Raw genomic sequence first — 24150 nt, forward strand, 5'->3', positions numbered from 1 at the left:
GACCCCGACCGTGACCCCCGCGACCCCGGCGGGGACCTCGGCCACGACGTGGTGCACCGCGCCTGACCGGCGTCCGGGTCAGGGCCGCCCGGCGGCCGCCAGGCCGCGCTTGGTGAAGTCCAGCGCCTCGCGGGCCAGGGTGCGGTTGTCGGTCCAGAGGTTGCGCCAGATCGCCAGGTCGTTGGACAGCGTGCGGTGCACGACCTCGGAGGAGAACGACTCGAAGGTCACGATCCCGTCGTAGCCGACCTCGGTCAGCGCGCCGAAGAACTCCGCCCAGGGGATGGTCCCGGTGCCCAGCGCACCGCGGTGGGACTCCCCGACGTGCACGTAGCCCAGCCGCCCGGCCGCGGCGGCCGCCCGCACCGCCTCGGTGAACGAGTGCTCCTCGATGTTCATGTGGTAGGTGTCGAGGTGGGCCATGACGTTGGGCCGGTCGACCGCGGCGATGAAGTCCAGCGTCTCCTGCGTGGTGTTGATGACGTTGGTCTCGTAGCGGTTGCAGAACTCCAGGGCCAGCGTGATGCCCGAGGCGGCGGCCCGGTCGGCCAGCCACGCGATCGCCTCCTGGGAGTTGGCCCGGCCGCGCTCGGTGGCGGGCCCGGAGTACTTGCCGAGCCGGGAGTAGAGGACGCCGCACAGCACCGAGCCGCCGCTGTCACGCAGCACCGACAGTGCGGTCGCCAGGCGCTCCCGGCCCCGGGCGACGATGTCGGGGTCCTCGCTGGAGACGTCGGTGTCCTCGCTGAGCCCGAGGGAGGCGCTCACCTGCAGGCCGTGCTCCTCCAGCAGCCGCGCGGTCATGCCGGCGTCGAAGCCCGTCGGGTCGATCGGGGCGATCTCGATCAGGTCGTAGCCCGCCTCGGCGGTCGAGGCGATGGCGTGGCGGGCCTCGTCGGGGGACCAGCCCCCGGTCCAGACCAGCGCGTGGACGCCGTGGGTGATCGGCATGGGTCCTCTCCTCTTCCTCGGTGGGACACGGGTCAGCTGACGTCGTCGAGCCAGCCGCGGCGGTGCAGCTCGGTGACCAGGCGCCGGTAGCCCTCCTCGAGCGGGCCGGCCTGGCCGGGGTCGGGGTCGACCACCTCGGCCGCGCGCACCATCCGGTCGGCGGCGGCCACCGGCGGCGCTCCGGTCACCGCGGCGGCGGCCAGGACGGCGGCGCCGAAGGCGCTCGACGGCTCGGCCGGCCGCGTCACCGGACGGCCGAGCACGCTCGCGCGGATGACGCTCCACACCGCCGATCCGGAGCCGCCGCCGACGACCCGGTGGTCGGTCGAGGCGACCCCCAGCGCGGCGAGGCGCTCCAGGCCGAGGCGCTCGACGAACGCGACGCCGTCGAGCACGGCGCGGTGCCGCTGCTGCGGGGTCGGCGCGGAGGGCCCGACGAGGAAGCCGGTCGCCTCGGGGCGGACGAAGGGGAAGCGCTCGCCGGTCCCCGGCAGGGGGTAGGCGGTCCAGGGGGAGGGACCCTGCCGGGCGGCCTCGGCGTCGGCGGCGGCGAGGTCGGGCACCCCGGCGTCGGCCAGGACGCCGGCCCCGGTGTTGGACGCGCCGCCGGGCCACCACAGGCCGTCGGGTGCGAGGTGGGAGTAGACCGCGCCGCCGAACCCGGTCACCTCGGCGGCGGCCACGCCCTTGAGCACGAGCGTGGTCCCCAGCACGCCCGCCGTCCGGCCCGGGGCCACGGCACCCGCGGCGAGCTGCGCGGTGCAGCCGTCGGTCATCCCGGCGACGACGGCCACGCCGCGGGCGAGACCGAGCGCGGCCGCCACGTCCGGGCGGACCTCCCCGACGACGGTGCCCGGGTGCACCAGCTCAGGCAGCGCGGTCTCCGGCACGCCCGCGGCGGCCACCAGGTCCGCCGGCCAGCGGGCGGTGACCGGGTCGATGCCCGCCTTGAGCGCGTGCGAGGTGTCGGTGACCAGCCGCCCGGTCAGGTCGGCGACCACGACGTCGGGCACGTGCAGGTACCGGGCGGCCGGGTCGGAGGCGGCCAGCCAGGCCAGCCGCGCGAGGGTCGAGGAGGCGCCGACCGGCCGGCCGGTCGCGGCGCTCACCCGCCCGGCGTGCGCGGCGCCGCGCTGGTCGGCGTAGAGCAGCACGGGCCCGCGCGGCACCCCGTCCCCGTCGGTGGCGACGACGCTGCCCGACGTCGCGGTGACGGCGAGCGCCGCGACGTCGGCCGCGCGAGCGCCCAGCCGGGTGGTGAGCTCCCGGAGGACCGACCGGACGGCGGCGGCGTGCACCGGCGGCTGCTCCTGGCAGCCCGGGGCGGGCACCGCGGGCACGGGCAGGGGGGCGGCGGCGGTGGCGACGACGTCGCCGGTGCCGATCCGGACGGCCGTGGCCCGCACCGCCGCGGTGGCCAGGTCCACGCCGACCACGAGCTCGCCGGTCACCCGCGCCCGTCCTCCGCCGAGGTCAGGGGCAGCAGGACGTCGGCCAGTCCGGTGAGGTCGGGGACGGCGAGGTCGGGCTCGGCCAGCTGCTCGGGCGTGGGCTCGTCGGGCGCCTCGCCCCGCAGCACCCACACGGTGCCCAGCCCCAGCGCCGCGGCGGGCCGGACGTCGGTGTCGAGCCGGTTGCCCACGTGCACCGCCTCCTCCGGCGAGCAGCCGGCCCGGTCGAGGCACCAGCTGAACAGCTCCGGGCTGGGCTTCTCGAACCCGACGACCGCCGACACCCCCCAGACGTCGACGAACGGGGCGACGCCGTCGCGGGTGAGCGCGTCGACGACGGTCGCCTCCTGGTTGGCCAGCACCCCGACGACGACCCGCCCGTGCAGGGCGCGCAGCAGGGGCAGGACGTCGGGGTAGAGGGTGCCCGGCGGGTGCACCCAGTGCCGGCGGGTCCGCTCGTGCAGCGCGCCGCGGAGCCCGGGGTCGCCGAGCAGCTCCGTGGCCAGCGCGGTCCGCAGGGACCCGCCCTGCCGGGCCCGGGCGGCGTCGTACACCCGGCGGACCGCGGCGCGGTCGACCGGCTCCCGGCCCTGGTCGGCGCGCAGCTCGTCGAGGGCCCGGACCACGGCGGCGAGGTAGTTCCCGTCGTCGTAGACCGGCCCGCCGACGTCGAGGAACACCGCGCGCAGCCGCCGGGGCAGGGTCATGCCCGCGAGCCGCCGAGACGGGCCCGCCGCTCGGTCACGTCCTCCCGGGCGACGAACTCCTCGACCTTCGCCGGCTCCAGCGGGACGACGCCGCCCACCGAGTAGGCGGCCAGCCGGACCTGCGCGCCCTTGACCGCCATCTCCGAGGCCGCCTCGACCCCGGCCGGCCCGGGCGCGTTGACGACGATGCCGTGGTTGCCGAGGAGCACCAGCCGGGGCAGCTCCCCGTGGGCGTCGACGTGGCGCCGCAGTGCCGCGAGGTAGACCCGGCCCAGGTCGATCCCCGGCGTCGCGTAGGGGACGTACAGCGGCCGGCCGATCACCACGGCCTCGTCGGAGTAGACGTGCCGGTCCCACGCGGTGGGCCCCTGCACGCTCGCCAGCAGGCCGACCACCGCCGTCGGGTGGGTGTGCCCGACGAACGCCGTGGGGGCGAACACCTGCGCCGCCACGTGCACCAGCGTCTCGATCGAGGCCCGCCGTCGGCGGCCCTCGTGCTCGCCGGCGTCGAGCGCGGCGGTGAGGTCGGCCTGGGTCGCCGTCGGTGAGGACATGAGCTCCACGAGCGGGTCGACGTCGACGACGACGAAGTCCTCGGCGGTCGACGTGCGCATGTTCGACCCCGACGCCTTGACCACCAGCCGCCCGTCGGGCAGCAGCTCGGAGGTGTTGCCCTCGGCCAGGACGACGAGGTCGCGGGAGCGCTCGCCCAGCGACCGGGTGAGCGCGACCAGCTCGTCGCTGACCAGGTCCGGGTCCCAGACGGCGCTCACCCCGTCCTCCCGTATCGGCGGTTGGCCAGCCCGTTGAGCAGCGCGGCGGCGATGAGGACGACGCCGAGGGCGAGCAGCTGGTACTGCGAGCCGGCGTTGCCCGGCACCGCCAGCAGGATGCCCGCGTTGAGCCAGACGACCAGCAGGGTCGCCAGGACGACGCCGGCGACCCGGCCGATGCCCCCGGTGATCGCCACCCCGCCGAGGACGGCGATCGTGATCGCCGGCAGCGCCATGCCGCTGCCCGTGACCCCGGCGTCGGGCCGCGCGGAGGCGAACTGCGCCACGGTCACGACCGCGACCAGGCCGGAGATCACCCCGGCGGCGACGTAGGCGGTGAACCGGGTGCGCCGCACGTCGATGCCGGTCCACTCCGCGGCGACGTCGTTGGTGCCGATCGCGTAGAGCCGCCGTCCGTACGTGGTCCGGTTGAGCAGCAGCCAGACCACCACGGCGGTGGGCAGCAGGAAGGTCAGGATGCCCAGCGGGATCTGCAGCGGGTCCTCGCCCCCGCCGACCGGCACCGAGCGGGCGGCGGAGAAGAACTCCTGGATCGGCCGGGTGCTGATCGGCTGCTGGTCGTTGATGACGATGGCGAGCGAGGAGAACGCGTAGTAGGTGGCCAGGGTGGTGATCAGTGCCGGGTAGCCGATGTAGGCGATGAGGAAGCCGTTCACCGCGCCGCACAGGCCGCCGAACGCGGCGGCCAGCACGATGGCCGACCACAGAGGCCAGCCCCACTCCCCGTAGGCGAATCCGAACACCATGCTGGTCAGGGACACGATCGCGCCGACCGAGAGGTCGATCCCGCCGCGCCCGGACGTGATGACGAGCAGCTCTGCCAGGCCGAGCATGACCAGCGGGACCGCGCTGATGAGGGTGACCGACAGGTAGCCGGCGTCGTAGGGCGCGGACAGGTAGTTGCGCGCCGACAGCGTCAGGAACGTGACGACGACGGCGGCGAGCAGCACCAGCAGCAGCACGATCCGCTGGGTCAGCAGCCCGCGCAGCAGGAGGGCGGGCAGCTGCCGGAGCCGGGACTCCGAGGGCGCGCTCCCGTCGTCGGGCCGGGGTGCCGGGGCGGGCGCCTCCGGGGAGACCGCCGTGCTCATGTCGTCCTCCTCGTCCGCTGCCGGAGCAGGTCGGCCCCGACGGCGATCAGGATGAAGATGCCGATGAAGAGGGCCGACAGCTGCGAGCGCCAGCCCAGCTGGGTCACGCCCGAGGTGACGGTCTGCACGAGCAGGGCGCCCAGGACGGTGCCGAGGACCGAGCCGCGGCCGCCCATGATCGAGGTGCCCCCGATGACCACCGCGGCGATCGCGGCCAGCTCGATGCCGGCGCCCACGTTCGGTGCGAGCGTGGAGGTGCCGCGGGCGATGACGAAGCAGGCGGCCAGCCCGGTGAGCAGGCCGGTGAGGACGTAGGCCGACACCACCCGCCGCTGGACCTTGACACCGGCCAGCCGGGCGGCGTCGGCGTCACCGCCGATCGCGTACATATGCCGCCCGCCGGGCGTGTGCCGCAGGTAGTACCAGGCGGCCGCCGCGATGAGCAGCATGATCAGGAAGCTGTGCGGGATGCCGAGGGTGCGGCCGGCCTCGCCGCGGCCGAAGAAGGCCAGCGTGCCGGGGATGTTGTCGACCGTGGTCCCGCCGAACAGCCGCAGCCCGAGGAACTCGAACAGGTTCGCGGTGCCGAAGGTGATGATGATCGCGTGCACCCGCCCGTAGGCGATGAGCACGCCGTTGACCAGCCCCAGCACGCCGCCGATCGCGACCGAGAGCACGACGGCCACCGGCAGGGAGATCCCCGACCCGACCATCGCCCTGGCCACCACGACGGCGCAGACCATGACGATGCCGGCCACCGAGACGTCGATGCCGCCGGTGATGATGACGACCGTCATCCCGATGCCGATCAGCGCGACCGGTGCCATCGCCACCAGCAGCGGCACGATCGAGCCGCGGGTCAGGAACGCCGGGGTGGCCAGGGCGAGCGCCACCCACAGCGCGGCGACGACCACGAGCAGCACGATCTCCTGGCCGGTGACCGGGAAGGGCAGGACCCGGCCGCGCTCCCTGGCGGTGTGCGCCTCCTGCCCGGCCGGCGCGGCTCCGCCCGGGGGCGTGAGGGTGGACGAGCTCATGCCGCCTCCTCCTGGCCGACCGCGCCGGCGGCGGCGGCCAGGACGTCGGCCTGGCTCGCCCCGGGGCCGAACTCGACCGTCGTGGTTCCGGCGCGGACGACCTGCAGCCGGTCGGAGATGCGGATGGCCTCAGGCAGGTCCGAGGTGACGATGAGGACGGCGGTCCCCTCGTCGGCGAGCGCGCGGACGATCCGGTGGATCTCCTCCTTGGCCCCGACGTCGACGCCCTGGGTGGGCTCGGCGAGGACGAGGACCTTCGGCCGCTGCACCAGCTGGCGGGCGAGCACGACCTTCTGCGCGTTGCCGCCGGACATCGCCGACACCGGCTGCCGCTCGTGCGGCGTCTTCACCGACAGCCTGGTGATGAGGTCGCGGGCGACCTGGCGCTCGCGGCGGCGGTCCATCCAGGTGCCCAGCCGGGACAGCATCGGCAGGTGGCCGGCGGAGATGTTGAAGGCGATCGACTGGAAGCCGAACAGCCCCTGCTGCTTGCGGTTGGCCGGCAGCAGCGCGATGCCGAGCCGCTTGGCGGCGCGGGGGGAGTGCGGGGCGACCGGCCGGCCGTCGAGCAGCACCCGGCCGGCGGTGGCCCGGCGCATGCCGTACACCGTGTCGGCGACCTCCGAGGCCCCGGAGCCGATCAGCCCGTACAGGGTGACGATCTCCCCGGGGCGGACGGCGACGTCGACGCCGGAGTACGCCCCCTCGGAGGCCAGCCCCTCGAGGACCAGCCGGGGCGGGACGTCGGGGACGGTGTGCTCGGGCGGGCGGTCCTCGAGGATCCCGCCGACCATCAGCTCGACGACCCGGCGGACCGACAGCTCCTCGATGGGCCAGGTGCCGAGGGTCTCCCCGTCCCGCATGACGGTGACCTCGTCGGCGATGACGAACAGCTCGTCCAGGCGGTGGGAGATGTAGATGATCGCGACGCCGGTGGAGGCCAGCCGGCGGACGACGCCGAAGAGCACCTCGATCTCGGCGTCGGTGAGGATCGCCGAGGGCTCGTCGAGGATGAGCACCTCCGCGTTGCCGACCAGCGCCTTGGCGATGGAGACCTGCTGCTGCTCGGCGATGGACAGCTCGCTGACCGGGACGGTGGCGTAGCGCGCGGGCAGCCCGATGAGCTCCAGCAGCTCGACGACGCGGGCGTTCTGCGCCGCCCAGTCGACCCGGCCCCGGCGGGTGATCTCCCGGCCGGTGAAGACGTTCTCCGCGACCGTGAGGTCGGGGAACAGCTGCGGTTCCTGGTAGACGGTCGCGATGCCGAGGGCGATGGCGTCCGCGGTGCTCGAGATGGTCACGGGGCGGCCCTCGAAGGTGATCCGGCCGGTGTCGGCGGTCGCCGCCCCGGAGAGGATCTTGATGAGGGTGGACTTGCCGGCGCCGTTCTCGCCCACCAGCGCGTGCACGCTGCCGGCCCGCACGGTCATGTCGGCGTTGCGGATGGCCCGCACCGCCCCGTAGCGCTTGGACACCCCGGTGACGGACAGCCGCTCGGCGCGTGCTCCGGTCGGCTGGGAGGGGGCCGGCTCGGCCGGCCCGGTCGTTCGGGTCTCGCTCATGGTCTCCTCGCTCGGCCGGTGGCCGGGGAGGACCGGCGGGGTGCCGGTCCTCCCCGGGGCGCGATCAGTAGTCGAACTCGCCGGCGTTGTCCTTGGTGATGCGCAGCGGCGGGCCGAGCAGCAGCACCTTGCTCTCGGAGTCGAAGGTCACCTCGGGCATGTCCGCGTTGACCTCGTTGGTCTCCTGCAGCTCCTCGCCGTTGGCCAGCTGGACGCCGGTCCACGCGGTCAGGTAGCCGAGGTTCTCGACGTCCCAGAGGATGCTCGCGCTCGACGAGCCGTCCTCGAGGTAGGGCAGCATCGACTGCGGCGTCCCGAGCCCGACGGTGAAGACCTGGCCGATCTTCCCGGCGTCGCGGACCGCCTGGGCCACACCCGGCGCCGACGAGGTGCACTCGCCGACCAGCCCGGTGAGGTCCGGGTTGGCGTTCATCAGGTCGGTCGCCAGCTGGGTGGCCGCCGCCTGGTCCTCGCCGGCGTAGACGATGTCGACGATCTCGGCCTCGGGGTAGGCCTCGGCGGTGTAGGCCTCCTGGACCTCGATCCAGGCGTTGAGGTTCTCGGCCGTCTGCCCGCAGGAGACGATGGCGTACTTGCCGCGCCCGCCCATGGCCTCCATCAGCGCGTCGGTGAGGCCCTCGCCGATGCCCTGGGTCGAGGCCTGGCTGACGAACACCTCGCGGACCGAGTTGGGCGCGTCGGTGTCCGAGGTGGCCACGGCGATGCCCGCGTCGGCGGCCTGCTGCAGCAGCGGCGCCATCGAGTCGGGGTCGTTGGGCGCCACGATGAGCGCGTCGACGCCCTGCTGGATGTAGGAGCGCACGATGTCGGCCTGCGCGGCCGGGTCGGCCTCGACCGGGCCCTGGTAGAGCCAGGTGCAGCCGATCTCCTCGCAGGCGGCCTGCCCGCCGGTGTTCATGGCCTCGAAGTACGGGATGCCCTGCAGCTTGGGGACGAAGGCGACCGTGACGTCGCCGCCCTCGGAGCCCCCGCCGCCGCCACCCCCGCCGCCTCCGCCGCCGGATGCCGACCCGCCGCTGCCCTCCCCGCACGCGGTGAGGACCAGGGTGGTGGCCGCGCCGAGGGCGACGGCCAACCTCGTCGTTCGTGTTCTGCTCATCGGTCACCTCTCGGAGTGGGGGACGAGCCCCCGTGGTGCCACCGGACTCGGCGAGCCGGTGGGGGACAGGACGCTGCGCTGCTCACGTCGGGATGAGCCCCCGCTCGCGGTCGTCGTCCTGGGTCAGCTCCCGCAGCCGGGCTGCGGCCTGCTCCCAGCGCGGATCGGGGCGCGGGGACCAGGTCAGGAGGTCGGCGGTCCGGGCGACGACCGCGCGGACGTCGGCCACACCGCCCAGGTCGCCGAGGGCCACCAGCTGCGCCGCGGCGTTGCCCAGCGAGGTGGCCTCGACCGGGCCGCACTGCACGGGCAGCCCCGTGGCGTCGGCGGTGGCCTGGGCCAGCAGCCCGTTGCGGGCGCCGCCGCCGGTCACGCAGACCGCGGTGGGCGTCGTGCCGGTGACCGCCGCGATGTCCTCGGCGGTCACCCGGTAGGAGACGGCGAGGGAGTCGACCACGCAGCGGGTGACGGCGGCGGGGGACTCGGGCACCGGCTGCCCCGAGCGCCGGCAGTAGGCCTGCACCCGGGCGGGCATGTCGCCGCGGCCGAGGAAGTCGCGCGCGTTGGGGTTGACCACGCTGCGCAGGGCCGGCTCGCGGCCGGCGAGCTCGATCAGGTCGGCGTAGGAGAACTCCAGACCCCGGGCGGCCCAGGCCCGCCGGCACTCCTGCAGCAGCCACAGGCCCATGACGTTGCGCAGCAGCCGCGTGGTGCCGGCGTAGCCGCCCTCGTTGGTCAGGTTGGCCGCCAGGGACGCGTCGGTCACGACCGGCCGCGGCACCTCCGCGCCCATCAGCGACCAGGTCCCCGAGGACAGGAACAGCGCCCCGGGCCCGGGGAACGGGGTGGCGACGACGGCGCTGGCGGTGTCGTGCCCGGCCGGGGTCACCACCCGCGTCCCGGCCAGTGGGCCATCCGCCAGCGGACCGACGACCGGGCCGAGGTCGGTGCCCGGCGGCACGACCTCGGGGAACAGCCGGGTCGGGATCCCCAGCTCCTCGGCCAGGCCGGTGGCCCACCGGCCGCCGGCGGCGTCGTAGAGACCGGTGGTCGAGGCGGCGGTGGCCTCGGTGACCCCGGCGCCGGACAGCAGGTGGTGGAAGACGTCGGGCATCATCAGCAGCGACGCGGCGTCGTCCAGGCGGGTCGTCGTCCGCGCGTCGGAGACCAGCGCGAACACGGTGTTGATCTCGTTGACCTGGACGCCGGTGGACCGGTACAGCCGGTCGCGGCCGACCGTGGCCAGGGCCTCGTCCATCGCCGCGAGCTGCCGGGGGTCGCGGTAGCAGGTCGGTGCGTCCACCAGCGTCCCGTCGGCGCGGACCAGCCCGTAGTCGACACCCCAGGCGTCCACCCCGACCGAGGCGACCGCCGTCTCCGCGCCCAGCGCCGCCAGCCCGTCGTGGACCGACCGGACGAGGAGGTCGACGTCCCAGCGCAGCAGGCCGTCGACGGGCGCCGGCGTGTGCGGGAACCGGGCGACCTCGCGGACGGTCAGCCGTTCGCCGTCGAAGTCGGCGCGCTCGACCCGGCCGCTCTCGGCGCCGAGGTCGACCGCCGCGACGGTCCGCACGGCGCTCACCGGTGCTCCTCGGGGACGGCGACCCGGTGCACGCGGGTGCCGGCCCGCTCGATCGCCGCCACGACCGTGGGATCGGCGCCGGCGCCGGTGTAGAGGGCGGTGAGCTGCGACAGCGGGGTGGCCGTGTGCAGCGAGAAGCTGCCGAACTTGCTGGAGTCGACCAGGCCGTACAGCTCGCTGCAGTGCGCGGCGAAGTGCTGCTTGGCCTGCACCTCCTCCAGCGCCATGTCCATGACGCCGCGCTCGGCGGAGACGGCGTGCGCGCCGATGAAGCCCTTGTGGATGCGCCCGCGCCCGGCCAGGACGTCGTTGATGAGGCCGACCACCGACCGCGCCGAGCGGCGCACGATGCCGCCGGTCACCAGGACCGTCGCCTCCGACCGCTCGGAGAACAGCGTCGCGGTCGGCATGCTGTTGGTGATCACCACCAGCGACCGGCGGTGCAGCAGCTCGCGGGCGAGGAAGTGGCAGCTGGTCGAGGAGTCCAGCGCGATGACGTCGCCGTCCTGGACCAGCGGTGCCACGGCCCGGGCGATGGCGGTCTTCTCCGCGCGCCGCGTGCGCAGTCGGGTCTCGAAGGACCCCTCGTCGACGACGGCCGCGGCCACGGCCCCGCCCCGGACGCGGCGCAGGGCGGCGCGCTGCTCCAGCGCGTCGAGGTCCTTGCGGATGGTGACCGGAGAGACCTCCAGCCGCTGCGCGAGGTCGTTCACCTCGACCCGCCCGGCGGCCCCCAGCGCGGACAGGATCGCCTGCGAGCGGGCGTGCTCGTCGAGAGAGGGCACGGACACCTCCTCGCTCTCCGCTGCTGTGACCGGGCCACCCGATGACCTCGGCGCGCGAAAAGCTAGGGGCTCGCGAAACCGAGCGTCAAGACTCCGCAGCGAAACGAAAGCCGTCCGCTTGCGATGAGCCGTCGGGCGGTTTCGCGCGTCCCGGACGACGGCCGGACGGACCGGTCAGCCGCTGATCCGCTTGTAGGGGTCCGGCGGCGCGGCACCGCCGGCCACGACCGCCGCCGACCACTCCTCCAGCTGCCGGGTCAGCCCGGGGAGGTCCGGCCCGATCGCGGCGAGCACCGGCTCCATGGCGGCCTCCGTGCGCGTCTCGACGTCGTCGCGCAGCCGCCTGCCGGCGGCCGTGAGCGCGCCGTCGGCGACCAGGCCGCGGCGCACGAGGTCGGCGTCGGCCGCGGCCATCGCCTCCGGCGACCAGCCGCGGGTGCCGGCGTACGCGGTGGGCTCCCAGCCGACCCAGTACTCCGTCAGGAGGTTCATCTCGACGGCGGTGAGGCCGGCGGCCACGTTGGCGGCCTGGTGGGTGTCACCGCGGTACTCGCGCAGCAGCGTGGCAGCGTGCCAGAGCTGCCCCAGCGGGTCCTCCGGCCAGGGCAGGGACAGCTGGCCGGCGAACAGGGGCCGGCCGACGACGTGCGGCGCGGCGGCGTCGACCCCGCGGCGCAGCGCGGCGACCGCGCCGGTGACGTCGGCGCCGGGCAGCAGGGCGCGCAGCGACTCCACGACCCCCTGCTCCCGGGCGGCGAGGACGGCGGCGCGGCCGGCCGTGGCGCGCGCCTGCTCGTAGACGCCGGTGACCAGGCCGGGCTCGAAGACGCCGAAGGCGGCGACGACGACCGGTGCGGCCGGCTCGCCCATCGGTGCGGCGCGGCCCCAGACGTAGCCGGTCAGGAAGTCCAGGCCGAGGGCCGCGAGGCGGTCGTTGACCGGCTCGCCCCACCAGCTGACGGTCGCGATCGGCTCGGCGGCGTCGCGCAGCCGCCGGCCCGGGGTGTCGGGGACGCCGGCGGGCGTGCGCTCGACCGCGGGCGGGGTGAGGAAGACCTGCCGTGCCTGGGCGTAGTCCACGGGCGCATGGTCCTCGCGTGCCACCTCCCCGACCATCCCCTTCGCGCCGGGAAGGCCGGGCCCGTGCGGCGGGTTGTGGACCCGTCCGGCCCCCGCCCGTCAGGAGACGCCCGTGCCCGCCGCCCCCCTCGCCGTCACCGGCTCCACCGGGCGGCTCGGCGGCCGCGTCGCCCGCCGGCTCGCCGCTGCCGGTGTGCCGCAGCGGCTGCTGGCCCGCGACCCCGCCCGCGCCCCGGAGCTGCCCGGCGCGACCGCCGTCCGCGCGCCCTACGGCGACGCCGCCGCCGTCCGCGCGGCGCTCGAGGGCACCTCGACGGTGCTCATGGTGTCGGCGTCGGAGACCGTCGACCGGGTCGACCAGCACCGAACCTTCGTCGATGCCGCCGTCGCCGCCGGGGTGGAGCACCTCGTCTACGTGTCCTTCGTCGGGGCGGCCCCGGACGCCACCTTCACCCTCGCCCGCGACCACTGGGCCACCGAGGAGCACGTGCGCGCCCGCGGCCTGCCCGCGACGTTCCTGCGCGACTCCCTGTACGCCGACTTCGCGCCGGTGCTGGTCGGCGACGACGGCGCGATCCGCGGGCCGGCCGGTGACGGGCAGGTGGCGCTGGTGGCGCAGGACGACATCGCCGACGTCGCCGTCGCGGTGCTGCGCGACCCGACCGCGCACGCCGGGCGGACCCTCGACCTCACCGGGCCGGAGGCGCTCACCCTGACCGAGGTGGCCGGCGTGCTGACGGCGGTCACCGGGCGGGCGGTGCGCTACGAGCCCGAGACGGTGGAGGAGGCGTTCGCCTCCCGGGCTGTGTACGGGGCGCCGGACTGGCAGGTGGCGGCGTGGGTGTCGACCTACACCGCGATCGCGGCCGGGGAGATGGCCGCCGTCTCCTCCGCGGTCCCCGACCTCCTCGGGCGGCCGGCCCGCACGCTGGAGCAGGTGCTGCGCGCGCCTTCCTGACGGCGGGTGGGTCAGGTGCGGGCGTGCGGGTAGACGCTCCTCGTGCGCCTGCCCGGTCCCTCGGACCTCCTCGACCTGCCCTGGACGCTCGCCGACTCCGTCCGCAGCCTCAGCGCCGCCCTGCCGCGCGCCGAGACGCTGCTGCCGCTGGCCGACGACGTCCTCCGCCGCACCCGCGCCCTGCTCGACGGCGCCGGCCCGGCCGTGGCGCGGGCGGCGGCGGTGGGTCCCGAGGCCGTCGAGGTGGCGGCGGGCGTGGTGCAGCGGTTCGCCGCGATCGCGACGCCCGAGCGGGTCGCGACCCTCGGCGCCGTCGTCGACCGGCTCGGCGCGGCGCTGTCGGCCGACCGGGTCGAGGCGCTCACCCGCGCGGTGGACACGCTGCGCTCGCGGGCCGACGTCGTGCCGCGCGTCCTGGACGCCGTCGACGGCCTGCTGTCCTCCGGCCTGTTCTCCCCGGGCCGGCTGGACGGGATCGCCGACGGGCTCGACCGGCTGCTGTCGACGGACCTGCTGACCCGGGTCGAGCGGGTGCTCGACCACCTGGCCGACGAGCGCGTGGAGCGCGCCCTCGACCTCGCCGGGGACGACCGGGTCGTGCGGGCCCTCGAGCTCGTCACCGGCGACCGGGTGAACCGCACCCTGGACGTCCTGACCGACGCGCGGGTCGACCGCAGCCTGGACGTCCTGACCGACCAGCGGGTCGACCGCACCCTGGACCTCCTGACCGGCGAGCGGGTCGAGCAGGCCCTCGACCTGGCCGCCGACGAGCGGGTGCGCACGCTGCTCGACCTCGCGTCCGACGAGCGGGTGCGCACGCTGCTCGACCTCGCGTCCGACGAGCGGGTGCAGCGGCTGCTCGGCCGACCCGACGACCTGCTCGACGACGACCGAGTCCCGCGGCTGGTGGAGCGCGCCGTCGGGCTGCTCGACGACGAGCGCCTGGCTCGGCTCGGCGCCCGGCTCGACGTGCTGCTGTCCGACGAGCGCCTCCACCGCCTCGAGGAGGCGCTGGGCGAGGAGCAGGTGGACGCCGTCCTCGGCCTGCTCACCCGGCTGGGCCGCGAGCTCGACGACGACGCGACCCGCGCGCTGGGCACGCTGCTCGGCCGCCTGCCCGCGCTGCTCACCGAGCAGCGGGCCGCCGACCTGGCGGCGCTCACCGACCAGATCCCGCGGCTGCTGCGCGGGCTGGAGGCGGGGCACCTGCCGAGCACCGCCGACCTGGGGCGGGTGCCGACGGACCTGCACGCCCTGCTCGAGCTCATCGACGACCTGCACCAGGTCGTGTCGGGCCTGCCCGGGGCCGGCCGCGCGCGGGACCGCGGCGACGACCCGCACCCGCAGGTCGAGGACCCCCGGCCGCCCGATGACGAGCCCCGGACGGTGCAGAGCGGACCGCTACCGGACCCGCAGGCCGCCGAGGTGCAGGGCGAGGACCGGCCGCCGGGCGCCTGAGCCGGCGTCCTCCCGCACCGCAGCGCGTCCTCCCTCACCGCAGCGCGTCCTCCCTCACCGCCCACCGTGAGGGAGGACGCCGCACGATCAGGTCACCTGATCGTGGCGGGACCTCCACTCCCGCACCCAGGCGCGGCCGTAGTCGTTGCCGTGCGGGGTGCGCAACACGGTGTGCACGTGGAAGGGCTGCGGGGTGTCGTGGTCGAGGAAGACGCCGCAGTGGTGGTCGAGCTCGGCGACGACGACCGGCGACTGCACGCGGTAGTAGAAGACGTCGCCGGGTGCGGAACCGCCGATCCAGGAGAACCAGGTCTCGTCCAGGTGCGCCTCGACCTCGCGCAGCCGCGCCGCCCGCGGTCCCTCGGGCAGCAGCCGCACGAACGTGGCGACGACGTCGAGCACCCGCGCCCGCGCCTCCGCCGACAGCTCCGCGCACCGCACGCCCTCCACCGGGATGACGCGGTTGTCCTGGAAGGCGCCGGCCAGGTGCCGCTCGTCGCCGGGGTGCACCCGGCCGGGCGGCATGGCCGGGTCGACCATCTCGCGGTAGACGGTGGCGGCGTCGCGCTGCTCCGGCGTCAGTGCCGCCATCACGGCTAGGCCGGCCGCGATCCGGTCGGCGAACAGGCCGGAGATCCCGGCGTGCGGGCCCTCGTCGATCTCGTCGGGCTCGGCGCCCACGAACACCGGCGAGACCACCATCCGGCCCTCGACGACGAGCACGTTGACCGCGCAGTGGTGGCCGTAGAGCTGCCAGCCCCACGGCGCCCGCAGGTCGGGGTTGCCGTAGAGGGCGAGGTTGTAGCTCCACTCGCCCAGCAGCGTGGGCAGGTCGACGACGTCGCCGAGGAAGCCGTTGACCAGCATCGCGGCGTGCACCAGGTCGGCGCCCTTGGGTGACAGCGACGCGCGGACCAGCGCCAGCGCGGCCTCGCGCACCTGCGGCGGCTGGAACTCCAGGCGCAGGCCGGTGTCGAACTGCAGGAACTCCGGGTTGGCCCAGGTCTGCCACTCGGGGGCGTCGACGGCGAAGGCCACCCGCTCCCGGTCCTCCGGCGTCAGCAGGCCCAGCAGCGCCTCGGCGGCGGCGACCATCGCCGCGACGGGCGCCTCCTCACCCGGGGCGGCCGGCGTCAGCGGGTACTGCCCCTCCCGGAGCGACCCGTCCTCGGTGACCCCGCGGAACGGCGCGAGGTACAGCGGGGCCCAGCCCTCGACCAGCCCGCCGGTGAACGTGCCCGGCTTCCGCGCGAACTCCCCGTAGGTGTGGGGGTCCAGCCCGCGGACCTCCGCCAGCCGCGGGTGGTCGTGGGGGAACAGGTACCGCCGGAACTCACCGGCCACGGCGGGCCTCCCCTCCGACGACGCGGTTGGTCAGCACGCCCAGGCGGTCCACCTCGACCTCGACGACGTCGCCGGGCTGCATGAGCCACGGGGGTGTGCGGGCGTAGCCGACGCCGGACGGCGTGCCGGTGGCCAGCAGGTCGCCCGGGCGCAGCGTGAAGGTGCGGCTGATCAGGGAGAGCGTGTCGCCGACGGTGTAGACCATCTCGTCGGTGCGGCCGTCCTGGACGGTCTCGCCGTTGACCCGGGTCCGCACCCGCAGGCCCTCGCGCAGGTCGCCGACGTCCGCGGCCGGGACCAGCGGCCCGAGCGGCCCGGACCGGTCGCCGTTCTTCCCGAGGATCCACTGCGACGTGAGCTTCTGCGCCCGCCGCGAGGTGACGTCGTTGAACGTCGAGTACCCCACGACGGCGGTCAGTGCCTCGTCCGGCGTCGCGTCGACCAGCGTGGACCCGACCCAGGCCACGACCTCGCCCTCCCAGTCGAGGCCGTCCTCGTCGGCGGGGACCGGGATCTCCGCACCGTCGACGGTCAGCGACTGCGTCCAGCGGGCGAACAGCGTCGGGTACGGCGGTACGCCCTCGCCGGCGAAGGACCCCTCGGCGACGTGCTTGAGGTAGTTCAGCCCGATGCACACGACCCGCGCGCCGGGCATCACCGGCGGCACGGACTCGACCTCGCGGGTCGGCACCGTCTCGCCGTCCGGCTCGCGGGACAGCCACGCGGCGGCGTCGGCCCAGAACTCCTCCAGCGGCGCCAGCACGGTGACCGCGGCGCCGTCGTCGGACAGGGCGGCCACCTTGACGCCGGTCGCGCCCGGCCGGCGGATCCCCACGACCCGCATCAGGCGAGCCCGTTCCGGCGGGCCACCCCACCGAGCCACGCCAGGCTCGGCTTGGGCGTGCGGGCGAAGGTCTGCCGGTCCACGGCGACCAGGCCGAAGGTGGGCAGGTAGCCGAGCATCCACTCGAAGTTGTCCAGCAGCGACCAGTGCACGTAGCCGCGGACGTCGGCGCCGCCGTCGATGGCCGCGGCCAGGGACGTGAGCGCGTCGCGGGTGAAGGCGATGCGGTCGTCGTCGTCGGCGGTGGCGATGCCGTTCTCGGTGATGACCAGCGGCATCCCGGGCAGCACCTCGGCGGCGCGGGTGACGGCGGCCCCGAGGGCCTGGGGCCGGCGCTCCATGCCGTGGGCGAGGGTCTGTACCTCCAGCGCCGGCGCGATCAGCCCGTCGGGGCCGAAGCGGGCCGCGGTGTAGATCTGCAGGCCCACGAAGTCGTCGCCGCGGGCGGCCTCGAGGAACTGGTCCTCGAAGGCGGCGCGCTCGGCCCGCAGGTGCTCCTCGCCGCCCTCCTCGGCGATGTGCTCGCGGCCGACCAGGGTCAGGCCGGCGTTGCGCACGTTCCCGCGCAGCACCTCCATCGACCGGGCGTGCAGGCCCAGCAGCGCCTCGGCGACCTCCTGGTCGGGGCGGGGCAGGCCCTTGATCTCCTCGCCGCGGCGGGCCATCGCGCCCATCACCGGCTGCGCGGCCATGAGGTTGGGCTCGTTGAGCGTGGCCACGTACTCGGCGTCGGCGAGCACCGGCAGCACGGTCTCGGTGTAGCGGGCGATCCGGTCGCCGGTCTTCGGCCCGGTCCAGCCGCCGTCGTGGAGCAGCCAGCGTGGCTGGGTGAAGTGCACCAGGGTGACCACCGGCGTCAGCCCGCGGTCGCGGCAGCCGTCGACGATGCGGCGGTAGTGGTCGAGCGCGGCCCGGGAGACCTCGCCCTCCTCCGGCTCGATGCGGCTCCACTCGAGGCTGAACCGGTAGGCGGTCAGGCCCGCACCGGCGACGAGGTCGAGGTCCTCGGGCCAGCGGTGCCAGGAGTCGCAGGCGTCGCCGCTGGGCTCGTGGAACGGAGAGTGCGCCGCGTGCTCCATCTCCCAGTGGTCGTTGTTCACGTTGCCGCCCTCCACCTGGTGGGCGGCGGTGGCGGCGCCCCAGAGGAAGCCGTCGGGGAAGGTGGTCATCGGTCGTCTCCTCGGAGTGGGGTCAGCGGGCGGCGGAGGCCGGGACGGGGACGCCCAGCACGCGGTCGAGCAGCGCGGCGGGGTCGGCGACGGCCGGGCCGCGCCAGGCGACGTGCTGGTCGGGGCGGACGAGCACCAGGTCCCCGCCCATGAGCCCGTGCATCCCCGGGACCCCGGCCAGGTCCACCACGGTCAGCGGGACACCCCGGCGCTCCGCCTCACCGGCCAGCGGCGCCGGGTCGGCGGCGGCGTCCAGCCGCAGCAGGCTGAGCTCGGGGCCGAGCCGGTCGTAGAGGGAGTCGCCGTCGGCCAGCCACGCGTGCGGCAGCCGGGCGCCGGGGTGGGCCGACGGGGTGAAGGTGGCCAGCGCGGGCTCGGGGACCGCCTCCCCGTCGGGGACGACGACGGGGGAGTCGGGGTAGTCGTAGCCGAGCACCAGGCCCAGGCTGTGGAACTCGGGGTCCTTGACCTGCAGCGCCTCGGCCAGCGCCGCCCGCAGCTGCCAGCCGGTGGGGCCGTCGTCGTCGAGGTCGCGGGAGGAGAAGGCGGGGGCGAGGAAGGCCTCCTGGCCGCCGGCCGCCGCGATCGTCCGCTGCGCCACCGGGCGTCGCTCGGGCTGGTAGCTGTCGAGCAGCGCGGCCGGCGCCCACCCGCGCAGCACGGCCGCGAGCTTCCAGCCGACGTTGACCGCGTCGCCGACGCAGGTGTTGAACCCGTGCCCGCCCCACGGCGGGTTGAGGTGCGCGGCGTCGCCGACGAGGAACACCCGCTCGCCCCGGTAGCGGTCGACGAGCAGCATCCGGGCCTGCCACGGGTCGGTGGCGAGCACCTCGACGTCGATGTCGTCGCCGACCATCGCCCGCACCAGCGCGACGGGGTCGGCGTCCGCGGCCACGGTGTCCAGCCCCTGGACGATCGCCCACCAGGTGCCGTCGAGGTCGAGGCGGCCCATGAGCCCGCCGCGCTCGGTGCCGATGACCCAGTAGTGGACGCCGAGCGCGCACAGCGGCCGCTCCTCCAGCGCCCGGGAGCGGAAGGTGACGCTGAGGTTGGGCAGCGCGCCGGAGGAGCCCTCGTAGCGGGCGCCGATCGCGCGGCGGGAGATCCCGCCGCTGCCGTCGCAGCCCAGCAGGTAGTCCGCGACGACGTCGGCGGTCGCGCCGTCCGGGCCCTCGACCGTGGCGCGGACCTCGTCCGGCCCGTCGGTGACCGCGGTGACCCGGGAGCCGACCAGCAGGGTGACCGACGGCAGGTCTGCGGCGGCCGCCCGCAGCAGCACCTCGACGTCGGGCTGCGGCGCCTGCTGACCCGACTCCGCGGCGATCTGGCGCGGCTGCGTCCACAGCCCGAAGGCCTCGGGGAAGCGGGTGATCTCGTGGCCGAACAGGCCGGTGCAGAAGACGACGTCCTGGGCGTGCGTCACCGGCAGGGGAGCGGCGGCGCGCAGCCTGCCGGCCAGGCCCCAGCGGCGCAGGTGCTCCATCGTGCGGACGCTGGTGGTCTTGGCGCGGGGGCGCAGCGGGTCGAGCGTCGTGCGGGGCTCGACCACGAGCACCTCGACGCCCCGCCGGCCGAGCTCGATCGCGGCGGCCAGGCCGCTGGGGCCGCCGCCGGCGACGAGGACCGGGACCCGGGAGGGGGCGGTGGCGTGGGACACGGGGACTCCTGTCGGGACTGCGGTGCCGCCGTCCTGTCGCGTGCGAGAGGCGAGAGGGTGCGGGGATCGGGGCCGGCCGGCGGGCTCGGGTGCCGCTTCCGGACACGTCGAGCATCGGTGGCGCAGGTCACCCCGACCTACGGCGTTGCCATTGGGCGGCAGACGGCCCTGAGCCGTCTCGCATCACCCGACCGGCAGGCGCGCGCGGAGGAAGGCGACGGTGCGGTCGAGGGCATCGGCGGCCGTCTCCGGCGCGCCCAGCCACATGTGGCCGGCGGCGTCGTAGGTGTGCAGCCCGACGTCGCCGCCCGCCGCCGACAGCGCCGCCGCCAGCCGCTCGCTCTGCACGCAGGGGACCAACCGGTCGGCCCGCCCGTGCAGCAGCAGGAACGGCGGGGCGCCCGGGCGCACGTGGGTGACCGGGCTCGCCTGGGCGGCCCGCTCCGGCACCGCGGACGGCGCCGCCCCGAGCAGCCGGGCCTCGCGGGTGGTCGCGTCGGCGGGGTCGGCGCCGGTGTCGACGGCGACCGCGGCGACGTCGCTGGGCGCGTACCAGGCGGCCACCGCGACGACGGCGCTCGACGGTCCGGTCACCCCGACGTCGCCCTCCAGCGCCGGGTCGTCGACCAGGCCGAGCAGCTCGGCCAGGTGCCCGCCGGCCGACTCGCCCCACGCGGCGACCCGGTCCGGGTCGATCCCGAGCTCGCCGGCACGGGCGCGCAGCCACCGGACGGCGGCCTTCGCGTCGGACAGCTGCGCGGGCCAGACCGCCTCGCCGGTGAGCCGGTAGTCGGCGCTGGCGACGGCGATCCCGGCGGCCGCGGCGCGCTCGAACAGCGTGCGGCCGGGGAAGGCGGGGCCCCCGGAGTGCCGGCTGCCCAGCCGCCAGCCGCCGCCGTGCAGGAACAGCGCGACCGGGTGCGGGCCCTCGCCGGGCGGCAGGTACAGGTCCAGCTCCAGCGGGCGGACGCCCGGGGTCGCCGCGAACGGGACGCCGGCCAGCAGACGCGTGCCGTCCGGGCCGGGCGCGGCCGGGGGCAGCGGGGCGGCGTGGGCCGGCGGCGGGAGCGGCGGGGCGGGCGTGGGCACGGCGGGGGTGGGCACGGCTCTCCTCACGGGACCGGGCGCGGTCCGGAGGGACCGCGCCCGGCGGGGGTGCGACGGCTGCAGGATCAGGCGTCGGGCCAGGTGAAGTCGCGCATGAACTGCATGTCGTGCTGCTGCGCGGCCGCCTGCATGCGCGGGAAATCGGGGATGAAGGGCGGCTGGTCCTTCGTCGGGTGGTCGGTCGGCTGGCCCATGTGCTGGAAGAACCGCTCGAAGCCACCGGAGAGGGTGCCCATCATCCGGGCGTCCTCGACGATCTGGTACGCGTGCGCGAACCCGGCCGGCACGTAGCCGAAGTCGCCGGGACCGAGCAGCTGCGACTGCTTGACACCCTCGGCGTCCTCGAAGAACAGCCGCACCCGGCCGTCGAGGACGAAGAAGGTCTCGTGGGTGCCGTTGTGCGAGTGGGTGGGGATGACGTCGCCGGCGGGGGAGTCGCTGACGATGATCCCGAACTGGCCCTGCGTCTCGTCACCGGAGAGCAGCACGGTGAACAGGTCGCCGAAGAGCATCGCGTGCTCGCCCTCCCCGCGGCGCAGCACGTAGGGGACCGGCTTGCCCGGCAGCACGCCCTGCCACTGCGGGCCCCTCTCCGGGTCGATCAGGTACTCGAAGCTCATCGGGACTCCCGGTCTGGTCGGCGCTGACCCCCCGAGCATGGGTGACCGCCGTCACGTGCTCCCAGCACCGTGCCATTGAGCGGCAACCAACCTCCGGCGGCGACCAGGCCGGGCCCGCGGGCGTCCGCAGGAGCAGGATGCGGGCATGCCCCTGTTCACCGGCGTCGGCGTCGCCCTGGTCACCCTGTTCTCCGAGGACGGGACGCTGGACGCACCGGCCACCGCCGACCTGGCGGCGCGGCTGGCCGGCCTCGGCGTGCGCTGCGTGCTCGTCGCCGGGACGACGGGGGAGGCGGCCGCCCTGACCGCCGGGGAGCGGGACGCGCTCGTCGGCGCGGTGCGGGCGGCGTTGCCGGCGGAGGTGCCCGTGCTGGCCGGCACCGGCGCAGCCACCGGCCGGCAGGCGGCGGAGCTGACCGGGCGCGCCTTCGCCGCGGGCGCGGACGCCGTCCTGGTGCTCTCACCGCCCGGGGTCCCCGACCCGCGGCCGTACTACGAGGCGGTGGCGGAGGCGGCGACCGGACCGCTGCTGGCCTACCACTTCCCGGGGGCCTCCGCGCCCGGGATCCCCGTCGACCTGCTGCCCGGCCTCCCCGTGTCCGGGCTCAAGGACAGCTCGGGCGACGCCGGCCGGCTGCTGCACGAGCGCGAGGTGTTCCCCGGCGACCTCTACACCGGGGCGGCGTCCCTGGTCGGGTTGTGCGGCGCGATCGGGGCCGCCGGCGCGCTCGTGGCCGCCGCCAACGCCGCCCCCGAGTTGTGCGTGGCTGCGGCCGGCGGCGACGCGGACGCCCAGGTGCGGCTCGCGGCGGTCGACCGCAGCGCCTCGGCCGACTTCCCGGCGGGCTACAAGCGGGCGGCCGCGGAGCGCTTCGGCACGTCGGTGGTCACCCGGATGGGCACTTGACGACAGCCTCGGGAGCATCGCAGCGAGGAACGAGCGAGGAGCGGACCGAGGCGCGGAGTCAGGCCATCGGGATCGCTTGACGACAGCCTCGGGAGCATCGCAGCGAGGAACGAGCGAGGAGCGGACCGGGGCGCGGAGTCAGGCCATCGGGATCGCGACCGCGCTCAGTGCGACTCGCGGCTCACCGCCGACCCGCTCGAGCCGACGAGGAAGTCCAGGTCCGCGCCGGTGTCGGCCTGCAGCACGTGGTCGATGTAGAGCCGCTCCCAGCCGCGCCGGGGGGCGGCGAAGCCGGCGACGGTCGCCTCGCTCGGCCGGCGCCGGGCCAGCTCGTCGTCCGGCACCTCGACGTCGATCCGCCGCGCCGCGACGTCCAGCGTGACGACGTCGCCGGTGCGCACCAGGCCCAGCGGGCCGCCGGCGGCCGCCTCCGGCGCCACGTGCAGGACGACGGTGCCGTAGGCGGTGCCGCTCATCCGGCCGTCGCACACCCGCACCATGTCGCGCACGCCCTGCTCCAGCAGCTTCCGCGGCAGCGGCATGTTCGAGACCTCGGGCATGCCGGGGTAGCCCCGCGGGCCGCAGCCGCGGAGGACGAGCACGGAGTCGGCGTCGACGTCGAGGCCGGGGTCGTCGATACGGGCGGAGAAGTCCTCGATGGAGTCGAAGACCACCGCCCGGCCGCGGTGCCGCATGAGGTGCGGTGAGGCCGCGGCCGGCTTGACCACCGCGCCGTCGGGGGCGAGGTTGCCGCGCAGGACGGCGATGCCGCCGTGCTCGACCAGCGGCTCCGCGCGCGGCCGGATCACCTGCGGGTCCCAGACCGGGGCGTCGTCGAGGGCGTCGACCAGCGGCTCGCCGGTGACGGTGAGCGCGGTCGGGTCGAGCAGGTCGCGGACCTGGGCCAGCACGGCGAGCAGGCCGCCGGCGCGGTGGAGGTCCTCCATGAGGAACCGCCCCGCCGGGAGCAGGTCGACGAGCACCGGCACGCCGGAGCCGATGCGGTCGAAGTCGTCGAGCGTCAGGTCGATCCCCAGCCGGCCGGCGATGGCCAGCAGGTGGACGACGGCGTTGGTCGATCCGCCGACGGCGGCCAGCGCCACGATGGCGTTGGCGAAGGCCCCCGCGGTGAGGAGGGTCGAGGGCCGGCGGTCGGCGGCCACCATCTCGACCACCAGCCGGCCGGTCCCGTGCGCGGCCTCCAGCAGGCGGCTGTCCGCGGCGGGGATGCCGGCGACCCCGGGGACGACGGTGCCCAGCGCCTCGGCGACGACCGCCATGGTCGAGGCGGTGCCCATCGTGTTGCAGTGCCCGCGGCTGCGGATCATCGCCGACTCCGACCGCGCGAACTCCTCCGCCGACAGCGTGCCCGCCCGGACCTCCTCGGAGAGCCGGAAGACGTCGGTGCCGCAGCCCAGCGGCACCCCGCGGAAGGTGCCGGTGAGCATCGGCCCGCCCGGGACGACGACGGCGGGCAGGTCGACCGAGGCGGCGGCCATGAGCAGCGAGGGGATCGTCTTGTCGCACCCGCCGAGCAGCACCAGCCCGTCGACCGGGTTGGCCCGGAACGCCTCCTCCATCTGCATCGCGGCCAGGTTGCGCCAGAGCATCGCGGTGGGCCGGACCTGGGTCTCGCCCAGCCCCATCACGGGCAGGTCCAGCGGGGTGCCGCCCGCGGCGAGGACGCCGTCGCGCACGGCGGCCGCGACCTCGGTGAGGTGGCGGTTGCAGGGCACGAGGTCGGAGGCGGTGTTCGCGATGGCGATCTGCGGGCGGCCGAACGCGTCGTCCGGCGCGCCGCGGCGCATCCAGGCGCGGTGGATGTAGGCGTTGCGGACGTCGCCGGAGTACCACTGCGCGCTGCGGAGGGTCACGGCCGCCATCCTCGTGCCCGGCCGAGACGGCGGTCCAGCCCGGCGCACCCAC

Annotated in this window: 21 protein-coding genes; 3 read left to right on the forward strand and 18 right to left on the reverse strand. The window is 75.8% G+C overall.

Annotation, left to right across the window (positions count from 1 at the left end; translation table 11 throughout):
* Window positions 1–78 precede the first annotated feature (78 nt).
* From BM165_RS10945 to BM165_RS10995, 11 genes are all read right to left on the reverse strand, one after another.
* Window positions 79–951, reverse strand: a complete 873-nt coding sequence (locus BM165_RS10945; protein WP_075013588.1) for a sugar phosphate isomerase/epimerase family protein — start codon at window positions 949–951, stop codon at window positions 79–81.
* A 32-nt stretch (window positions 952–983) separates the two neighbouring features.
* The gene (locus BM165_RS10950; protein WP_083427257.1) at window positions 984–2402 is read right to left on the reverse strand and encodes an FGGY family carbohydrate kinase; all 1419 of its coding nucleotides are present in this window, start codon (window positions 2400–2402) and stop codon (window positions 984–986) included.
* Entirely contained in the window at window positions 2399–3109 is a 711-nt protein-coding gene (locus BM165_RS10955) for an HAD family hydrolase (protein WP_075013589.1), read from the reverse strand. Before BM165_RS10955 ends, BM165_RS10950 begins: the two co-directional genes overlap by 4 nt.
* Window positions 3106–3882: a class II aldolase/adducin family protein gene (locus BM165_RS10960; RefSeq protein ID WP_075013590.1), complete on the reverse strand. Its 777-nt coding sequence runs from the start codon at window positions 3880–3882 to the stop codon at window positions 3106–3108. The genes BM165_RS10955 and BM165_RS10960 overlap by 4 nt, the downstream gene beginning before the upstream one ends.
* Window positions 3879–4994 (reverse strand): ABC transporter permease, encoded by a 1116-nt coding sequence (locus BM165_RS10965; protein WP_075013591.1) that lies wholly within the window; start codon window positions 4992–4994, stop codon window positions 3879–3881. The genes BM165_RS10960 and BM165_RS10965 overlap by 4 nt, the downstream gene beginning before the upstream one ends.
* Entirely contained in the window at window positions 4991–6031 is a 1041-nt protein-coding gene (locus BM165_RS10970; RefSeq protein WP_075013592.1) for an ABC transporter permease, read from the reverse strand. Before BM165_RS10970 ends, BM165_RS10965 begins: the two co-directional genes overlap by 4 nt.
* Complete coding sequence (locus BM165_RS10975; RefSeq protein WP_075013593.1) at window positions 6028–7593, reverse strand: sugar ABC transporter ATP-binding protein; 1566 nt, start codon at window positions 7591–7593, stop codon at window positions 6028–6030. Before BM165_RS10975 ends, BM165_RS10970 begins: the two co-directional genes overlap by 4 nt.
* Window positions 7594–7657: 64 nt before the next feature.
* A complete protein-coding gene (locus BM165_RS10980; RefSeq protein WP_075013594.1) occupies window positions 7658–8713 on the reverse strand; it encodes an autoinducer 2 ABC transporter substrate-binding protein in 1056 nt (351 codons plus the stop codon).
* Window positions 8714–8795: 82 nt separating this feature from the next.
* Window positions 8796–10295 carry a rhamnulokinase gene (locus BM165_RS10985; RefSeq protein ID WP_075013595.1) on the reverse strand — a complete coding sequence of 500 codons (1500 nt, stop codon included), beginning with the start codon at window positions 10293–10295 and terminating at the stop codon, window positions 8796–8798.
* The gene (locus BM165_RS10990; RefSeq protein WP_075013596.1) at window positions 10292–11080 is read right to left on the reverse strand and encodes a DeoR/GlpR family DNA-binding transcription regulator; all 789 of its coding nucleotides are present in this window, start codon (window positions 11078–11080) and stop codon (window positions 10292–10294) included. Before BM165_RS10990 ends, BM165_RS10985 begins: the two co-directional genes overlap by 4 nt.
* Window positions 11081–11254: 174 nt before the next feature.
* Window positions 11255–12160: an SCO6745 family protein gene (locus BM165_RS10995; protein ID WP_075013597.1), complete on the reverse strand. Its 906-nt coding sequence runs from the start codon at window positions 12158–12160 to the stop codon at window positions 11255–11257.
* A gap of 112 nt (window positions 12161–12272) precedes the next feature.
* On the opposite strand from BM165_RS10995, the gene BM165_RS11000 reads away from it, so the two are divergent.
* Window positions 12273–13118 carry an SDR family oxidoreductase gene (locus tag BM165_RS11000; protein ID WP_075013598.1) on the forward strand — a complete coding sequence of 282 codons (846 nt, stop codon included), beginning with the start codon at window positions 12273–12275 and terminating at the stop codon, window positions 13116–13118.
* A 42-nt stretch (window positions 13119–13160) separates the two neighbouring features.
* Window positions 13161–14576: a DUF445 domain-containing protein gene (locus BM165_RS11005; protein WP_075013599.1), complete on the forward strand. Its 1416-nt coding sequence runs from the start codon at window positions 13161–13163 to the stop codon at window positions 14574–14576.
* Window positions 14577–14663: 87 nt separating this feature from the next.
* Here BM165_RS11005 and BM165_RS11010 read toward each other — a convergent pair whose 3' ends face one another.
* The 6 genes from BM165_RS11010 to BM165_RS11035 all read right to left on the reverse strand — a co-directional run bounded on the left by BM165_RS11010 (window position 14664) and on the right by BM165_RS11035 (window position 21317).
* Complete coding sequence (locus BM165_RS11010) at window positions 14664–15920, reverse strand: DUF3500 domain-containing protein (RefSeq protein ID WP_075013600.1); 1257 nt, start codon at window positions 15918–15920, stop codon at window positions 14664–14666.
* Window positions 15910–16764: a fumarylacetoacetate hydrolase family protein gene (locus BM165_RS11015; RefSeq protein WP_075013601.1), complete on the reverse strand. Its 855-nt coding sequence runs from the start codon at window positions 16762–16764 to the stop codon at window positions 15910–15912. Before BM165_RS11015 ends, BM165_RS11010 begins: the two co-directional genes overlap by 11 nt.
* A complete protein-coding gene (locus BM165_RS11020) occupies window positions 16764–17933 on the reverse strand; it encodes a glycoside hydrolase family 1 protein (protein ID WP_075013602.1) in 1170 nt (389 codons plus the stop codon). The genes BM165_RS11015 and BM165_RS11020 overlap by 1 nt, the downstream gene beginning before the upstream one ends.
* A gap of 22 nt (window positions 17934–17955) precedes the next feature.
* Window positions 17956–19590: an FAD-dependent monooxygenase gene (locus tag BM165_RS11025; RefSeq protein WP_075013603.1), complete on the reverse strand. Its 1635-nt coding sequence runs from the start codon at window positions 19588–19590 to the stop codon at window positions 17956–17958.
* A gap of 183 nt (window positions 19591–19773) precedes the next feature.
* Window positions 19774–20694: an alpha/beta hydrolase gene (locus BM165_RS11030; RefSeq protein WP_244274169.1), complete on the reverse strand. Its 921-nt coding sequence runs from the start codon at window positions 20692–20694 to the stop codon at window positions 19774–19776.
* Between the two features lie 68 nt (window positions 20695–20762).
* Complete coding sequence (locus BM165_RS11035; protein ID WP_075013604.1) at window positions 20763–21317, reverse strand: quercetin 2,3-dioxygenase; 555 nt, start codon at window positions 21315–21317, stop codon at window positions 20763–20765.
* A gap of 145 nt (window positions 21318–21462) precedes the next feature.
* Between BM165_RS11035 and BM165_RS11040 the strand changes: the two genes are divergently transcribed.
* The gene (locus tag BM165_RS11040; RefSeq protein ID WP_075013605.1) at window positions 21463–22224 is read left to right on the forward strand and encodes a dihydrodipicolinate synthase family protein; all 762 of its coding nucleotides are present in this window, start codon (window positions 21463–21465) and stop codon (window positions 22222–22224) included.
* 164 nt (window positions 22225–22388) lie between these two features.
* Here the strand turns inward: BM165_RS11040 and BM165_RS11045 are convergent, their stop codons facing one another.
* Window positions 22389–24107: an IlvD/Edd family dehydratase gene (locus tag BM165_RS11045; RefSeq protein ID WP_208976714.1), complete on the reverse strand. Its 1719-nt coding sequence runs from the start codon at window positions 24105–24107 to the stop codon at window positions 22389–22391.
* Between the last annotated feature and the right edge of the window lie 43 nt (window positions 24108–24150).

The organism is Geodermatophilus obscurus (assembly GCF_900115395.1).
In the GTDB taxonomy this organism is placed as follows: Bacteria; Actinomycetota; Actinomycetes; order Mycobacteriales; family Geodermatophilaceae; genus Geodermatophilus; species Geodermatophilus obscurus_B.

Bases quoted from the DNA above. Each gene is read 5' to 3' on its own strand.
- BM165_RS10945 (WP_075013588.1), bottom strand. From the start codon at position 951: ATGCCGATCACCCACGGCGTCCACGCGCTGGTCTGGACCGGGGGCTGG.
- BM165_RS10955 (WP_075013589.1), bottom strand. From the start codon at position 3,109: ATGACCCTGCCCCGGCGGCTGCGCGCGGTGTTCCTCGACGTCGGCGGG.
- BM165_RS10965 (WP_075013591.1), bottom strand. From the start codon at position 4,994: ATGAGCACGGCGGTCTCCCCGGAGGCGCCCGCCCCGGCACCCCGGCCC.
- BM165_RS10970 (WP_075013592.1), bottom strand. From the start codon at position 6,031: ATGAGCTCGTCCACCCTCACGCCCCCGGGCGGAGCCGCGCCGGCCGGG.
- BM165_RS10975 (WP_075013593.1), bottom strand. From the start codon at position 7,593: ATGAGCGAGACCCGAACGACCGGGCCGGCCGAGCCGGCCCCCTCCCAG.
- BM165_RS10980 (WP_075013594.1), bottom strand. From the start codon at position 8,713: ATGAGCAGAACACGAACGACGAGGTTGGCCGTCGCCCTCGGCGCGGCC.
- BM165_RS11015 (WP_075013601.1), bottom strand. From the start codon at position 16,764: ATGCGGGTCGTGGGGATCCGCCGGCCGGGCGCGACCGGCGTCAAGGTG.
- BM165_RS11020 (WP_075013602.1), bottom strand. From the start codon at position 17,933: ATGACCACCTTCCCCGACGGCTTCCTCTGGGGCGCCGCCACCGCCGCC.
- BM165_RS11035 (WP_075013604.1), bottom strand. From the start codon at position 21,317: ATGAGCTTCGAGTACCTGATCGACCCGGAGAGGGGCCCGCAGTGGCAG.
- BM165_RS11040 (WP_075013605.1), top strand. From the start codon at position 21,463: ATGCCCCTGTTCACCGGCGTCGGCGTCGCCCTGGTCACCCTGTTCTCC.
- BM165_RS11045 (WP_208976714.1), bottom strand. From the start codon at position 24,107: ATGGCGGCCGTGACCCTCCGCAGCGCGCAGTGGTACTCCGGCGACGTC.